We start from the raw sequence: 15,779 nt of genomic DNA on the forward strand, positions 1-15,779 counted from the left end.
CTCCCTCGCCCCTCCGGGGAGAGGGCTGGGGTGAGGGGTCACGCTGGCGACGAGGGAACTACGAAGCGTGCTTTCGTTGCGCGTCATCGCGAGCACCCGCCCCTCACCTCAATCCTCTCCGCGACGGGGAGAGGAGGCGAAGGCCTGCAAGTTCGAGAGGACGGTGCCGAAGAGGCACTCCCTCGCCCCTCCGGGGAGAGGGCTGGGGTGAGGGGACACGCTGGCGACGAGAGAGCTACGAAGCGTGCTTTCGTTGCAGGCTACCGCGAGCACCCACCCCTCACCTCAATCCTCTCCCCAAAGGGGAGAGGAGGCGAAGGCGGTGGGCGGGTTCGCCTGCCGAGCGTTACTGGGTGAAGTAGCGCCCGGCTTCGAAACCAACTTCATTTTTTTGCGCGCGCTATGCGCGCGCGGCGCGGATCTGCGCATCCACGGCGGCGATGGCGGTCATGTTGACCACGCGTCGCACGCTGGATGCCGAGGTGATGATGTGCGCGGGTTTGTCCACGCCCATCAGGATCGGCCCGATCGCCACGCCGTCGGTCATCACGCGCACCATGTTGTAGGTGATGTTGGCGGCGTCCAGGTTGGGCATCACGAACAGGTTCGCGCGACCGGTCAAGGTGGTGTTGGGGAAGATGCGCCGACGCAACACTTCGTCCCACGCGGTATCGGCCTGCATCTCGCCGCCCATGTCCAGCTTGGGTGCGCGCTGGCGCAGGATTTCCCACACCTTGCGCATCTTCGCCGCGCTGGGGTTGTCGTGGCTGCCGAAGTTGGAGTGCGACAGCAAGGCCACCTTCGGTTCGATGCCGAACAGCTTGAGGCGGTACGACGCCTGCATGGTGGCCTCGGCGATCTGCTCGGCGCTGGGATCGGCTTGCACATGGGTGTCGAGGAAGAACCAGGCGCCCTTGTCATTGATCACGCCAGTCATCGCCGAGGTGCACGACACGCCCGGGTCCAGCCCGAACACGCTGCGCACGTAGCCCAGTTTCTTGTGGTAGCGACCGACCATGCCGCAGATCATCGCGTCGGCTTCACCGCGCTTGACCATCATCGCGGCGATCAGCGTGTGCCGCGATCGCATCAGGTTCTTGGCCGCGTCCGGGGTAACGCCGCGACGTTCGGTCATGGCGTGGTACTGCTGCCAGTAGTCGTTAAAGCGGGGATCGTCGTTGATGTTGGTCAACTCGAAATCCACGCCCTGGCGCATGCGCAGGCCCAGGCGCTCGATACGCATGTCGATGATGTCGGGACGGCCGATCAGGATCGGATAGGCCAGCTTGTAGTCGATCACCGACTGCACCGCACGCAGCACGGTTTCCTCTTCGCCCTCGGCGTAGACCACGCGCTTGCGGTCACTGCGGGCGCGGTCGTACACCGGCTTCATGATCAGGCCGGTGCGGTAGATGAACTGGCCGAGTTTCTCCTTGTACGCGTCCATGTCGGTGATCGGCCGCATGGCCACACCGGAATCCATCGCCGCCTGCGCCACCGCCGGCGCCAGCATCACCAGCAGGCGCGGGTCGAATGGCCGCGGGATCAGGTATTCGGGGCCGAACGAAGGCACCTCGCCACCATAGGCGCTGCCCAGGTCGGAGGCTTCCATCCGCGCCAGCTCGGCGATGGCCCGCACGCAGGCAGTCTTCATCGCCTCGTTGATGCCGGTGGCGCCCACGTCCAGCGCGCCACGGAAGATGTACGGGAAGCACACCGCGTTGTTGACCTGGTTCGGATAGTCCGAACGGCCGGTGGCGATGATGCAGTCCGGGCGCACTTTCTTCGCGTCTTCGGGCAGGATCTCCGGGTTCGGGTTGGCCAGCGCCATGATCACCGGCTTGTCGGCCATGGTGGCGACCATTTCCGGCTTCAGGATGCCGCCGGCCGACAGGCCCAGGAACACGTCCGCGCCGTCGACGATCTCGGCCAGCGTGCGCATCTTGGTATCGCGCGCGTAACGCGCCTTGTCCGGGTCCAGGCCCGCGCGGTCCTTGTAAATCACGCCGTCGCGGTCGAACGCAATGATGTGCTCGGGCTTCACGCCCAGCGCCACCAGCATGTCCAGGCAGGCGATGCCCGCCGCGCCGGCACCGGTGGTGGCGATCTTCACGTCCTCGATCTTCTTGCCCACCACTTCCAGCGCGTTGAGCACGGCGGCACCGACGATGATCGCGGTACCGTGCTGGTCGTCGTGGAACACCGGGATCTTCATCCGCTCACGCAACTTGCGCTCGACGATGAAGCATTCCGGCGCCTTGATGTCTTCGAGGTTGATGCCGCCGAAGGTCGGCTCCATCGCGGCGATGATGTCGACCAGCTTGTCCGGGTCGCGCTCGTTGAGTTCGATGTCGAACACGTCGATGCCGGCGAACTTCTGGAACAGCACGCCCTTGCCTTCCATGACCGGTTTGCCGGCGAGCGGACCGATGTCGCCCAGGCCCAGCACCGCGGTGCCGTTGGTGATGACCGCCACCAGGTTCGAGCGCGCGGTCATTTCGCTGGCCGCGTTCGGGTCGTCCACGATGGCTTCACAGGCGTAGGCCACGCCCGGCGAATAGGCCAGCGACAGATCACGCTGGGTCAGCAGCGCGGTGGTCGGCGTGACCTTGATCTTGCCCGGGTGCGGGTGACGGTGATACTCGAGCGCGGCTTGGCGCAGGTCTTCGGAGTGAGCCATCAGAAGTGTCGGAATCTATGCGGTAATGAAGGGAGCCACCGGCACGGTGGTGCGGCTCATGGTAGCACCGGGCCACGTCGGACCGAACGCATCGCCTGGCATGGACATGTCGCCGAAACAGCCCACCGTCTGCCGTTTCAAGCCTGGAACGTTTCGCGCCTGAAACGTGCGCCGCGGCCATCCTCGCAGGCGCTGCGCGAGGCGCGATCAGACACTCGCCGACAGCGCATCCGGTTCGACCCGCCCCATGCGGATGCCGTTGATGAACACCGAGAACGCCAGCTTGCCGGCCAGCCCGTGCGCGTGGCGCATCCACGGCGGCAGCCAGCGTGGCGACGCCAGGGTTCCATCGGCGAAATGCGGCTCCAGGCTGAGCACGTCCGCCAGCGCCAGCTTGCCGGCGAACAGGTAGCGCAGCAGGTCCATGCGCTGCTCGCGGAAGGCCCAGCGGAAGAAGGTGTGCACGGCAAGCAGGCCGGACAGGTACACGTTGTCCTTGGCGAAGGCCGCGCCGCCGGTGACCGGCACGCCGCGGAACACGCGCTGGGCGGAGTGGAAACTGTCTTCCACGCCCTGCCCGCGTTCGTGGAAGAAGCGGTACACCTCGACGAAATCCGCGCCATTCAATGCCATGTCGATGGCCAGGATGCGCAGGCTGATGCGCTTGAGCCGGGCGATATCGATGGCGCCGGACATCAGCTCGGCAAACACCGCCAAGCCCTCCTGCGTGGCGGTGACGCGCGGCGAGGTGCGCGCCAGCGAGGCCAGCAACGGCTGCTCGCGGCCGTTCAGCGCGGTCAGCGAGTGCACGTAGGCCTCGTGTGCCAGCAACTGGTGGCGGTCGTATTCGCTGAAGCAGGTGCCATCACGCAGACGGATGCGGGTGGCGCCCGCGGCGGCCTTGGCGGTGAGTTCGGCATCCAGTTCCACGGCAATGACGCCGGCGCCGAAGAAACCGTCCAGCGTGCTGGCCAGTTCGTCGCGCAAGGTGGCGGACGGGATGTCCACGCGAATGTCGTCCGCCAACAGGTCGGCGCCCAATTCGTCGGACAGCTCCACGAAATAGCGTGCCGCGTCGAGGTTGCTGCGATGGCTGCCGGGGATCACGTCACCCGGCTTGCCGTAGAGTGCGATCGACGGCGCGGTGACACCGGTGCTGCCCACCGCCTCCAACATCTCCGCTGCGATGCGCCAGGACTCGGCGGTACGGCGCAGGTAATCGCCTAGCGCATCGGTTTGCGCGGCACCGCCGGCTTCGCGCTCGATCGCCGCCAGTTCGGCGCGCGCTTCGGCCAGCTCAGGCCGACGATAGCTCACGTCCGGCAAGGCGAACCGCGCATGTGCAAAGTCGTCGATCATCCGGCGCTCCAGCGACGCCGGCCACGCCACCGCACCGAGGATATGGATGCCGCGCACCGCGGCGAGCAGGCGACGATCGAGGTCGGCGTAGCGTTGCAGGGCGCAGGCCATCGAGCCGGTCATGGCCCGTTCTTGCGCGCTGATCTTCTCGCCAGAAGCGAAGCCAGAAGCGGCATCACCGCGGCCGGTGCGATCACCAGCAGGAGACCGTCATGATGCGTGATCTCTCGCCACGCGCCAAACAGAACCAGCAGCCCTAGTGCAACGGAGGCCAATCCAATCCAAAGGTCGTGGCGACCTTTGATGGTCGATTTCGCGCAAGCGTCTTTCGCATTCATCGGGGTCACTCTTGTCTTTCTTCATTCCCGCTCGCGCTTGCCGCGCGGCGAGTGTGGACGGTCGATCGGGCGGCCGCCGCGTTGTCGGCGCAGGCGTGCTTCCAGGGTGGCGGCCTGGTCCTCGCGTTCGTCGCGCAGTTTGAGGTAGTTGCGCCAGCGCTCGGGCGTCAGTTCGCCGCTGTCCAGCGCCGCCTGCACCGCGCAGCCGGGCTCGCTGCCATGGCCGCAGTCGGCGAAGCGGCACTGTTCGGCCAACGCCTCGATATCGGCGAACAGGTCGAGGTTTTCCTCGCCGGTGAGCTTCAGTTCGCGCATGCCGGGGGTGTCGATCAGGCAACCGCCGCTGGGCAACTGCAGCAGCGCGCGATGCGTGGTGGTGTGGCGGCCGCGGCTGTCGTGCAAGCGCACCGTGTTGGTGGCCATCTTGTCCACCCCGAGCAAGGTGTTGGTCAGGGTGGATTTGCCTGCGCCGGACGAGCCGACCAGCACCGCGCTGTCGCCGAGCTGCAGGTACTTCGTCAGCAATTCGGCGCTGGCCGCTTCCTTGCCGTTGATGGCATGGATCGGCGTGCCGTCGGGCAGGCGCGCGCGCAAGGCGGCCAGCAATTCCTCGGCATCATCTCGGGTGTCCAGCTTGCTCAGCAATACCACCGGCTGCGCGCCGGAATCCTCGGTCAGCGAGAGATAGCGTTCGATCCGCGCCGGATTGAAGTCGCCATCCAGGCCGGTCAGCACCAGCACGTAGTCGATGTTGGCGGCGATCAGCTGGCGCTCATAGCGCTCGCCGGCGGCGGCGCGCGACAACACCGTGCGTCGTGGCAGCACGCGCACGATGTGCGGTGGCTTGCCCGCCTCGACCTCCACGAAATCGCCCACGGCGGGGCGTTCGGAAGGGTCCAGGCCACGCTTCAGGAAATGGCCGGCCGGCTGCGCGCTGAAGGCCTGCTCGCCGTCGTGCAGCTCGTAACCGGTGCGGTGCTGGGCCACCACGCGAGCCAGTCGCAGGTCGCCGCTGGGCAGGTGTTCGCCACGCCAGCCGATACGGCGAAGGCGCTCGATGTTCTGGACGTCCGTCATGGGGGGCGATGATGCCAGTCCGGGGGTTGTCCGAGAATAGCCCGGAATCGGCCCCGTGCGCGCCACCCCGGACGCTCGCGCTGCAGTGCATCACGCTGCTAGCATCGGCCCACCGGCGGTGGCGCCGGGCCTGATATCGAGGAATGCCGGTGGTGGCTTCGATCAAACCCAGTGCGCATCTGGCGGACGTGCGCTACGAAATCCGCGGTGCACTGACCCGTCGCGCACGCGAACTGGAGGCGGCCGGACGGCCGATCATCAAGCTCAACATCGGCAATCCGGGCCGCTACGGCTTCGAGGCACCGGCCCATTTGCGCGAAGCCATCGCCGCACATCTGCGCGACAGCGAAGCCTATGGCCACGAACAAGGCCTGGACGAGGCACGCGAGGCGATTGCCGCACAGCAACGCGCTCGCGGCGCACGCCATGTGGAGGTGGAGCGCATCTTCGTCGGCAACGGCGTCAGCGAGCTGATCGATCTTTCCCTGCGCGCCTTGCTGCAACCCGGCGACGAAGTACTGCTGCCTAGTCCGGACTATCCGCTGTGGAGCGCTGCCACCATTCTCAACGGCGGCACCCCGCGCCATTACCGCTGCCTGGCGGAGAACGGCCACCTGCCCGATCCGGCCGAAGTCGAGGCACTGGTCACCCCGCGCACCCGCGCGCTGGTGCTGATCAATCCGAACAACCCCACCGGCGCGGTCTACCCGCGGGCGCTGCTGGAACAACTGGTCGCCATCGCCGCGCGCCATCACCTGCTGTTGCTGTGCGACGAGATCTACGACGACATCCTGTATGACGACACGCCGTTCCAGCCACTGGCCGAAGTGGCCGGCGAGCTGCCCTGCATCAGCTTCGGCGGTCTCAGCAAGGTGCATCGCGGCTGCGGCTACCGCATCGGCTGGCTGAGCCTGTCCGGCAACCCGGCCCGCACGGCCGAGTACCGTGACGCGCTGCAGCTGCTGGCCGCGTTGCGCTTGTGCGCCAATGTCACCGCGCAATGGGCAATTCCCGCAGCACTGCAGGGCGCGCCCACCATTCACGCGCTGACCGCGCCGGGCGGCCGGCTGCACGAGGCGCGCCGGGTGATTCTCGAAGGCGTCGCCTCCAGCAACTATCTGGACCTGGTTGCCCCGGCCGGTGCGCTGTACGCCTTCCCGCAAGTGCGTACCGACCGTATCGCCACGTTTGACGACAACGCGTTCGCGCTGCGCCTGCTGGATGAGGAATCCGTGCTCGTGGTGCCCGGCACCAGCTTCAACGCACCGGCCAGTCGCCACCTGCGCCTGACCTTGTTGCCGCAGCCGGCGGACCTGGCCGAAGTGTTCGTGCGCATGGAACGCGTGCTGGCGCGAATGGCCACCGAGCAGCCGGAGCGCACCGTCGCTGCGGCGTAATCACCCCCTCCCTGCCTCCTCCTGCACGCAGCGGGAGGAGCCAAGAGCCCGGAACCCGGCATGCCCCTGAGTTATCTCGCCCTGGGCGACTCCTACACCATCGGCGAAGGCGTCGAGGCCACCGGACGCTGGCCCGTGCAACTGGCGGCCCGACTGCGCAACGAAGGCGTGCCGCTGGCCGAACCGCAGATCCTCGCCACCACCGGCTGGACCACCGACAAATTGGCCGCGGCGATGGATGGCGAACGCTTCGACCCGCCCTACGCCCTGGTCAGCCTGCTGATCGGCGTCAACAACCAGTACCGCGAACGCAGCGCCGAGGCGTACCGCGGCGAATTCGTGGCACTGCTGGGACGCGCCATTTCGCTGGCCGGCGAACGTTCGTCACGCGTGCTGGTGCTGTCGATTCCCGATTGGGGTGTGACTTCCTTCGCCCGCGACAGTGGTCGCGACTGCGCGAAGATCGGCGCCGAGCTGGACAGCTACAACGCCATCGCCCGCGACGAAACCCTGCACCGCGGCGCCCACTGGGTCGACATCACCGGGCTCTCACGCCAGCATTCCGCGCTGCTCGCCGATGACGGCCTGCATCCGTCCGCGGCGCAGTACACGCTGTGGGCCGAAGCGACGGTGCCGGTGGCACGCCAGGCGCTGCGATAGTCCTGCGGCAACGCCTGCGCCATCGCGGCTACCCTTCGACTTCGGCCCGCAGTGCCTGCGCTCGGGGCGAACGGGGGGACGGTTCACAACCGGGCTTTCTCGCTAATCAGCGCCCGCTACACACGCCTGCCCCATGCCGTCGCCGACAGCCCGATGGTCGATGCCGACCATGCGGTCAGCTACTTCGCTTCGCTGTCCTACGTCTTCTAAAGCCATGGACAGCGGAATCATCCGATGCATCGTGACCCTGGCCGAACGCCTGGAACCGGACCGCCAGGCCGTATGGAACTGGCTGTTCAACACGAAAATCGAGTCACTGGACCACCATGCCGCGATCGAACTGGCCTTCACCGGCCAGGGCGAAAAGGTGGTAACGATGCTCGAAACGGCACTGCACGACGAGACCGCAGGCCGCGCCACCGCCTGAGATCCGGGCAAGCCGCAGGGGGCGGGCTACCTTGAACCTGTCCCCTCCAGCAACATATCAGGGGTACCATTCCCTTTTAGCCAGCTTGCCGGAAGCCTTTCCATGTCCCTCGACGCCTCTACCCGCGAACGTATCGAAACCCTGCTCAAGGACCACCGTGTGGTGCTGTTCATGAAGGGCAACCGCCAGCAGCCGATGTGCGGCTTCTCCGCCGCCGCGACCAACACGCTCAACGAACTGCTGCCGGACTATCACACCGTCAACGTGCTGGACGACCCGGAAATCCGCGAGGGCATCAAGGAATTCGGCAGTTGGCCGACCATTCCGCAGCTCTACGTGGAAGGCGAGCTGGTCGGCGGCGCCGACATCATCCGCCAGATGTACGGCAGCGGCGAACTGCACCAGCTGTTCGGCATGCCCCAGCCGGACCGCACCCCGCCCGAGATCACCATCACCGACAAGGCCGCCGAGGCGATCCGCCAGGGCACGGCCAATGCCGAGGGCCTGGCGCTGCATCTGGAGATCGGCCCCGACCACAGCGCCGGCTTCCAGTTGGCCCCGGCCGGCGACGGCGACATCGTGGCGCACGCCAACGGCCTGGAAGTGCACTTCGACCCCGCCAGCGCGCAGCGCGCCAAGGGCATCGTGATCGACTGGGTCTCCACCGTACAGGGCGAAGGCCTCAGCCTGAAGTTCCCCGGCGCACAGGAGATCAAATCGCTCAGCGTGCAGGAACTGCAGCAGCGCCTGGCCGACGGCAGCATCACCCTGGTCGACGTGCGCCCCGCCGCGGTTCGCGCCCAGCTCGCCCCGCTGCCGCAGGCGCGCATCCTGGAAGAGGAAGGCTACGACGCCCTCGCCGCCCTGCCCAAGGACACCGCACTCGCCTTTATCTGCATGCATGGCATCTCCAGCCTCGACGTCGCCAGGCGCTTCGCGGCCCACGGCTTCGCCGACGTGCACAGCGTGGAAGGCGGAATGGAAGCCTGGAACGCCGCCGGCACTGCACGGCACTGAGCGTCGGCGCCGCCGCTGCCCCGTGCACGTGAAACGCCCGCAACCGGTATCGACATGACGGTGCCCCAACTCCTCCGCGAGGCTGGCGGAGCCTTGGGTTCCGGCCAGATCGACCTTGCCGAGCAACGGTTGGAGAAAGTACTGGCGCTGGCCCCCGGCAACACGGAGGCCCGCCGCCTGCTGGGCATTGCCGCCCTGATGAAGGGCGACCACCCTCGCGCCATCTCGCACCTGCGCAGCGTTCTCGCCACCAGGCCCGATGACGCCGTCGTCACCATGACGCTGGGCAACGCACTGTTCGAGGCCGGCGAAAGCGAAGCCGGACTGACGGCACTGCGACGTGCCAGCGAGCTAGCCCCGGGGATGGCTGCGGCCTGGTACAACCTGGGCCGCGCACTGCAGGTATCCACTCGCCCGGCAGAAGCGTGCGAGGCACTGCGGCACGCTGTGGCGATCGACCCGGACCATGCCAGGGCGCGCAACGCCCTGGCCACCGTGCTGACCAACCTGGGCGAGATCCCCGCTGCCGTGACGATGCTGCGCGAAACCTTGCGCAGGCAACCCGGGGACGTCGATGCGTGGCTTGCGCTTGGCAACATCAAGACCGAGGTCCTGGGCAACGACGACGTGGCGCAATTGCGCCAATTGTTCCGTCACCCCGGCGGCTCCGACGATGCCCGTATCGCGCTGGGCTTCACCCTCGCCAAGGCACTGGAAGACCAGGCCGACTATGCCGCCGCATTTGATGTAGTGAGCCAGGCCAACACACTCAAGCGCCAGACGTTGTACTGGAGCCGGGACGAGGAGCGCGCGCGCGTCGATGCCATTGCCGCGGCGTTTTCCCATCCGCTTCCCGCGCCACAAGACCCCTCACTGGGCCACGAAGTCATTTTCGTGACGTGCCTGCCACGTTCCGGTTCCACCCTGGTCGAGCAGGTCCTCGCTTCGCACCCGGAGGTCGCCGGTGGCGACGAGATCCCGGTGCTACCAGAGCTGCTCGACGAGGAATCTGCGCGCCGCGGCCAACCCTTCCCCCAATGGGTGCCGGCCGCAAGTGCCAGCGACTGGCATCGTCTGGGCGAAGCCTACCTGGCGCGCAGCCGTGACTGGCATGCACCGGATCTGCGCTTCACCGACAAGAACGTCAGCAACTGGGCCTTCGTCGGCGCAGCCCTGGCCATGCTGCCCGGGGCCCGGGTCGTGAATGCACGCCGCGACCCGCTGGAAACCTGCTTCGCCGCCTACCGGCAGTTGTTCACTACCGGCGTCCACTTCAGCTACGACCTGGACGACATGGTGGACTACTGCGCCGGTTACGAGCGCCTGAGCCGGCTCTGGCAGCAGCGATTCCCGCGGCAATGCTTCGACCACCGCTACGAGGCGCTGCAGCGCGACCCGGAAGGGCAGATCCGTCGCCTGCTGGATTTCTGCGGGCTGCCGTTCGACCCTGCCTGCCTCGCTTTCCACCGGACACCGCGCACCGTGCTCACCTTCAGCTCGGCCCAGGTGCGCCAGCCGCTGCGCCGGGATACCGCACGCGACTCGCTCTACGGCGACAAGCTGGCACCGCTGCGCAGTCGTCTTCAGCAAGCCGGCCTGCTGTCGACGGACAGGTAGTTCGCCACTCGAACCTGCACTGGCCGCCGGTTTCCTGTCCTCCGCCTTCCGGCAAGACAAAAAAAACCACCGGCCATGCAGGCCGGTGGTTCAAGGTTGACGCGAAATATCCGCTTATCAGTAGTCGTACGTGACCGAGAACCGCATGGTGCGCGGCGGCGTGGTGAACAACGGCTGGCCGTAGTAGCTGTTCACGTAGATCGTGTCGGACTTGCTGCTGTACGAGGCCGGGAACGACGGGTCGACCTGCGTGGCGCGCTGCTGGTTCAATGCGTTGAACACGTCCAGGTTGAAGCCCAACTTGCCGTCGGCAAACGACGGCCGGTAGTGCACGCCCACGTTGAGCAGCTCGGTCCACGGCGTGTGGCCGTTCGAGCCCGGCGACACGCGCTTGCCGTTGCACCAGTGGTAATTGCCGGTGCCGCCGCCGTTGTAGCCGGTCGGGTCGCCATTACCGTCGGGTCCGAAGTAGCCCAGGCACTCCTTCGGGGCACCGGACTGTGCCAGCAGGGTGGCCGAGAGCAGCCACTCCGGGGTGATCTGGTAGTCGCCGCGGAAGCGCAACTGATGCGTGCGCACGTTGATGAGATCGCCGTACTGGCCGTCCATCAGCTGCCAGCTATCCCAGTCCTCGGTCTTGGAAACGTCGCCCTGGCCGAAGTCGGAACGCACCTGGCCCTCGGTGTTGCCGAAGCCGCGGCTGAAGGTGTAGTCGATGCGACCGTACCACTTGCCGTCGAACGGATGCTCCAGGTACAGGTTCAGCGAGCCGTACTTGCGCACCGCGCCGCGTTTGAAGCCCCAGTCCTTCGTGGTCATCGATACCGTCACGTCCGGATGGCTGCCGTCGCTGGAGGCGACCAGCATCTGGTTGGTCATGCCGGGGTTGAACAGGCGGCAGTACGAAGCGCCGTACAGCGAGTCGTAGTAGGCCCCACCCGGTGCCGTCAGTGAGGGATCCACACCCATGGCCTGCATCTTGGCGTCGATCTGGCCCGGCGAGCATTCATCGTCGATGGCTGCCTTCAGGTCGCGCCACATGGCCTTGGCACCATACACCCAGTTGTCGCCCAGCTTCTTGTCGAAACCGACGATGAACTCGTCCTCGTACTCTGGCTTCAGATTGCGCGCGGCGACCTGTCGCGGATCCTTGGGAGCACCGCTTTCGCCATCAGGCGACGCGTATGGCGTGCAGTTGTATGCGTCCGTCGGTACGCCGGTGGCGGGATCGATCGTTTTGTACTGGCAGTGCGAGACCAAGTAGGTCGAGATGTTGGCCGCGCGCTCCGCCGCATTGTTGGGCAACGCGAGGTAGTAGCGGCCGGCGTTGCCGTAGACCTTGAACGAGGAATCGCCGAACACGTCCCAGCTGGCGCCGATACGCGGTTCCCACTGGTTCTTCTCGTCGACGAAGGCCTTCCCCAGGTTGTTGTTGTTGGTGAAGTGGTCGTTGCGCACGCCGATGCTCACGAGAAGGTTGGAAGCCACCTTCCAGTTATCCTGCAGGTACCAGGCCTTCTGCGACGTCGTCATGCTGGTGGCCCAGCCGATATTGCGCTTGTCCACCCGGTGGCTGCCATCGGCGTACTTGTCCGGGTAATAGCGCCAGTAATAGTCCAACGACGGATTGAACGGGTTGAACTGGCTCGGACCCTGGTCCGTGGCCTTCAGGTACATGTTGTCCATGCCCACCATCAGGTCGTGGTCACCCAGCCGGTAGTCAAAGTCCACGCGCAAACCGCGGCTGGCATTCTTGGCGCCGGCCAGGGTCCAGGTGGTGTTGGTCTGGGCGTTGTGCGGATGGCTGCCATCAGGCAGCGTCGCATTGGAGGCCCGCGAGATGAAGGGCAGCGGGCTGTTGTTGCCGTAGATCACCGGATCCTGGAAATGGGCCTTGCCGGCCAGGATGCTCAGCGTGGCCGCGTCGGTGATGTAGCTGGTGAAATGGGCAATGTAGAACTGCGCGTTGTCCTTGGTGACGTCGCCCTTGCTGGAGTACGCGCCCTTCTTCAGCGTGTCGTAGTCGAAGTCGTAGTACGTGCCGCCGCCATTGGAGACGTTGTTGCGCAACGTGGTCAGTTCCAGCACGTTGTTGTCGGTGATGTTCCAGTCCAGTTTGGCGTAGACCTTGGTCTGCTTGTCCTCGTATTCCCATACGTTGCCGCTGTCGACGCTGCCGACGCTGGTGCCCTTGGTCTTGGTGGATTCGGCAGCCAGGAAGAGGAACAGCTTGTCCTTGATCAGCGGACCGCCCAAGTAGGCCGAATACACGGTTTCCCAGGTCTTGTTGTCGTTGCGGTACCGGTACAGCGAGCCCGGCTTGGAGGAATCGTCCGGCTGATAGGTGAGCGTGCCCAGCGGCCCCGGGATCGTCGGATGGCCGTAGTGGTAGTTGACCGGATTGCCTTCCAGCGAACGCGGCTGCCACAGCACCTGTCCACCGAAGTGCCATTCGTTGGTGCCGCGCTTGCCCACCTGGTTGATCACGCCGCCGTCGGAACGGCCGTACTTGGCGTCGTAGCCGCCGGTCAGGGTTTCCTGCTGCTCGATGGCGCCGTAAGGCAACTGGAAGCCGCCGAGGTTCTTGTACGGCTCGCCGACGTTGTAGCCGTTCACGTAGTAGGCGTTCTCGGACACGCTGGAGCCGCCGAAGGACACCAGCGAACCACCGGACGGGCCGGTGAAGTAGCTGCTGCCCCCCGTGGTGTTGGGCGCCAGCAACGCGATGGCCTCGGCGCTGTGCGCCACCGGCAGGCGTTTCAGGTCGGCCGAGGTGATGACGGTGCTGGAATTGACGCTGCTGACGTCGATGGACGGCAACGCGTTGGCTGTCACCGTCACTGCCGACAGCTGGGTGGCGTTGCTGCTGCCGCCAGCCGCGGCACCGCTGGTGAAGTCGACGCCGGCGGCACCGCCAGTGGAGACATAGGTGCCTTTATGCGTGCTGACGACCGTGCCGTTCTGCTTGAGGGTCACCGTATAGGTGCCCACCGGCAGATGATCGACGCGGAAACGGCCGGCGCTGTCCACCGGCACTTCACGCGAGATGCCCGAACTGTTGCTTACCACCACGGTCTCGCCCGATCCGGCGGGCGCCTGTCCGAAGATGCTGCCGACCGTGCTCTGCGCCAGCGCGGCGCCAGCAAAACTGAGACCCAGCGCCACCGCCAGGGCAGTGCGGCGCCAACGGAAATTACCGGCGACGGTTCCGGCCCCATTAAAAGTAGTCATGTATTTCTCCCCAATAGAGATTGTCGCGAAGGGCGACGAAAAAACGAGGCAGACACTCAAAAACCCGAGTTCGCAATTACTTACCGTAAATACTTGCGAACTCCCCCATGGCTTGATCTACCGCTTCGCAAAATACCTCCGCAAAAACGCATGAGTCAACAAAATTTTTATGTTTGGCCCGGCATGTCGCGATAACACAATGCTATTCATTGCGTAATATCGGCCAGTCTCCGCCATTTGTTGCATATTGCTGCCGGATCTTCGCTATTCGTTACGCATTCCCCCGATCGCTCATCATTCACTCGTTCATGTCCGCAGGTATTTGAGCGCACGCACCAACCGCTCTACCATCCGGCAATGACTGCTTCCACAGACTCATCCGAATATGCGCCCGCCTCCGACACCACCCGGCTCGCCGAGATCCAGGCCATGCTGGAGGCCCGGCTGGTGCGGATTCCCGATGATGTCGCAAGCCTGGTCGAGCTATCGCGCACCCGCTTTCATCGAGGTCATTTCCGCGCAGCAAGTGCCCCTCTGCTGCGCGCCGCCGGCCATTTGCCACACGACGCACCGCAGATTGTTGCGCTGGTTCAGCGATTGATCGCTCAAGGCGAGATCGCCGTTGCCCGGCGCTGCCTGCAACTGCTGGCACAGGCCCCCCAGCCACCCGCTGACATGCTGGCCACCCAAGCCCACCTGCAATTCATGCTGGGCGATCACGACTGGGCCCTGCGCACGATGGCGGCGGCCGTCGACGCCGGCGTTGACGGCCCCGGCGACCTGTTCATGCACGCCATACTGCTGCAGTTCAGCGGCCAGGCGGACGCTACCCATGCCGTGCTGGAACGCTGTCTGGCCCGCTGGCCCGGCTTCGGCGACGCGCTGACGGTCCTCGTCAACCTGCGCAAACAGCGTCCCGAGACCCAGCGTCTGGATTGGATCGCCGCCCGGCTGTGCGAACTGCCCTTGGCCGGCACGCCGGAACAGCGCTTCGTGCGCGCCGAGTTCGAATACGCCCGCTTCAAGACCCTCGACGACCTCGACCGGCGCGACGAGGCCTGGGCGGCGCTGGAGAGCTGCAACGCACTGATGCGGGCGCTCAACCCCTACGACGCAGCGGCCGAGGAACGCGTCACCACGGCGCTGATCGGCATGCCCGTGTCACCATCCGGGCCCGTGCATGCGTGCTCGCCGGGTCCGCTGCCGATCTTCATCGTGGGCATGCCGCGCACGGGCACCACGCTGCTTGATCGCATCCTCTCCAGTCACTCGCAGGTGACCTCAGCCGGCGAGATCATCGACTTCTGGCGCCAGTTGCACTGGGTGGCGGACGTGCCTCCCGCGCGCAACGCGGGCCTGCTGGAAATCGTCCGCCGCAGCGCACGGATCGACTACCGGGAGCTGGGCGAGCGCTATCTTGCCCAGACCCGCTGGCGCGCGCAGGGCAAGGCCTGGTACGTGGACAAGCTACCGGCGAACATCCAACTGGTGGGGTTCATCCGGCGCGCGCTGCCGCAGGCGCCGATCCTGCACCTGGTGCGCGACCCCATGGATGTGTGCTTCTCCAACTACAAGGCGCTGTTCGGCAACATCTCCGCCTACAGCTACGGATTGGACTCCGTCGCGCACTACCACAGCCAGTATGCGCGGCTCGCGCGGCATTGGCGCAAGGCGCTGCCGGGCACCATGCTCGACGTGCCCTATGCCGACCTGGTGCAGCGCACCGAAGACACGGTAAGCAAAGTGCTGCAGCATTGCGGACTCACGCTCGAGAACGCCTGCCTGCACCCGGAACACAATGCCGCGCCGGTCGCCACGCCCAGCAGTGCCCAGGTCCGCGAAGCCATCCACCGCCGCGGCCTGGGGCAATGGCAGCGCTACGCCCGCGAACTGGAACCTCTGCGCCAGGCGCTGGCCGAACAGGAAAACGGAGCAGACTGACCACTGCGCGACTCGCCACAGCCCGCGCCGACATG

At 65.9% G+C, this 15,779-nt stretch carries 12 protein-coding genes; 7 read left to right on the forward strand and 5 right to left on the reverse strand.

Going from position 1 to position 15,779, the window contains the following annotated elements:
* Positions 1–400: 400 nt before the first annotated feature.
* From BMY90_RS05690 to rsgA, 4 genes are all read right to left on the reverse strand, one after another.
* On the reverse strand, positions 401–2,680 hold the full coding sequence (locus tag BMY90_RS05690; RefSeq protein ID WP_092702397.1) for an NADP-dependent malic enzyme: 2,280 nt from the start codon (positions 2,678–2,680) through the stop codon (positions 401–403).
* A gap of 207 nt (positions 2,681–2,887) precedes the next feature.
* Positions 2,888–4,162: a peptidase MATCAP family protein gene (locus BMY90_RS05695; RefSeq protein WP_092702399.1), complete on the reverse strand. Its 1,275-nt coding sequence runs from the start codon at positions 4,160–4,162 to the stop codon at positions 2,888–2,890.
* Entirely contained in the window at positions 4,159–4,377 is a 219-nt protein-coding gene (locus tag BMY90_RS17015) for a hypothetical protein (RefSeq protein ID WP_139201698.1), read from the reverse strand. Before BMY90_RS17015 ends, BMY90_RS05695 begins: the two co-directional genes overlap by 4 nt.
* 21 nt (positions 4,378–4,398) lie before the next feature.
* Positions 4,399–5,454: a ribosome small subunit-dependent GTPase A gene (gene rsgA, locus BMY90_RS05700; RefSeq protein ID WP_092702401.1), complete on the reverse strand. Its 1,056-nt coding sequence runs from the start codon at positions 5,452–5,454 to the stop codon at positions 4,399–4,401.
* Between the two features lie 152 nt (positions 5,455–5,606).
* Here rsgA and BMY90_RS05705 point away from each other — a divergent pair, with 152 nt between their 5' ends.
* The 6 genes from BMY90_RS05705 (at position 5,607) to BMY90_RS05730 (ending at position 10,572) form a co-directional block, all read left to right on the forward strand.
* Positions 5,607–6,851, forward strand: coding sequence for an aminotransferase class I/II-fold pyridoxal phosphate-dependent enzyme (locus BMY90_RS05705; protein WP_092702728.1), 1,245 nt, complete (start codon positions 5,607–5,609; stop codon positions 6,849–6,851).
* Positions 6,852–6,911: 60 nt separating this feature from the next.
* Positions 6,912–7,511: an SGNH/GDSL hydrolase family protein gene (locus BMY90_RS05710; RefSeq protein WP_092702403.1), complete on the forward strand. Its 600-nt coding sequence runs from the start codon at positions 6,912–6,914 to the stop codon at positions 7,509–7,511.
* Positions 7,512–7,562: 51 nt separating this feature from the next.
* Positions 7,563–7,721 (forward strand): MipA/OmpV family protein, encoded by a 159-nt coding sequence (locus tag BMY90_RS17560; protein WP_175481503.1) that lies wholly within the window; start codon positions 7,563–7,565, stop codon positions 7,719–7,721.
* A 31-nt stretch (positions 7,722–7,752) separates the two neighbouring features.
* Positions 7,753–7,938 carry a helix-turn-helix domain-containing protein gene (locus BMY90_RS05720; protein ID WP_139201699.1) on the forward strand — a complete coding sequence of 62 codons (186 nt, stop codon included), beginning with the start codon at positions 7,753–7,755 and terminating at the stop codon, positions 7,936–7,938.
* Positions 7,939–8,040: 102 nt separating this feature from the next.
* Entirely contained in the window at positions 8,041–8,955 is a 915-nt protein-coding gene (gene grxD / locus BMY90_RS05725; protein ID WP_092702409.1) for a Grx4 family monothiol glutaredoxin, read from the forward strand.
* A 60-nt stretch (positions 8,956–9,015) separates the two neighbouring features.
* A complete protein-coding gene (locus tag BMY90_RS05730) occupies positions 9,016–10,572 on the forward strand; it encodes a tetratricopeptide repeat-containing sulfotransferase family protein (protein WP_175481504.1) in 1,557 nt (518 codons plus the stop codon).
* Between the two features lie 117 nt (positions 10,573–10,689).
* On the opposite strand, the gene BMY90_RS05735 is transcribed toward BMY90_RS05730, so the two are convergent.
* Positions 10,690–13,803 carry a TonB-dependent receptor gene (locus BMY90_RS05735; protein ID WP_092702413.1) on the reverse strand — a complete coding sequence of 1,038 codons (3,114 nt, stop codon included), beginning with the start codon at positions 13,801–13,803 and terminating at the stop codon, positions 10,690–10,692.
* 240 nt (positions 13,804–14,043) lie between these two features.
* On the opposite strand from BMY90_RS05735, the gene BMY90_RS05740 reads away from it, so the two are divergent.
* The gene (locus BMY90_RS05740; RefSeq protein ID WP_245734938.1) at positions 14,044–15,744 is read left to right on the forward strand and encodes a tetratricopeptide repeat-containing sulfotransferase family protein; all 1,701 of its coding nucleotides are present in this window, start codon (positions 14,044–14,046) and stop codon (positions 15,742–15,744) included.
* Positions 15,745–15,779 lie beyond the last annotated feature (35 nt).

The organism is Rhodanobacter glycinis (assembly GCF_900114325.1).
Classification (GTDB): domain Bacteria; phylum Pseudomonadota; class Gammaproteobacteria; order Xanthomonadales; family Rhodanobacteraceae; genus Rhodanobacter_A; species Rhodanobacter_A glycinis.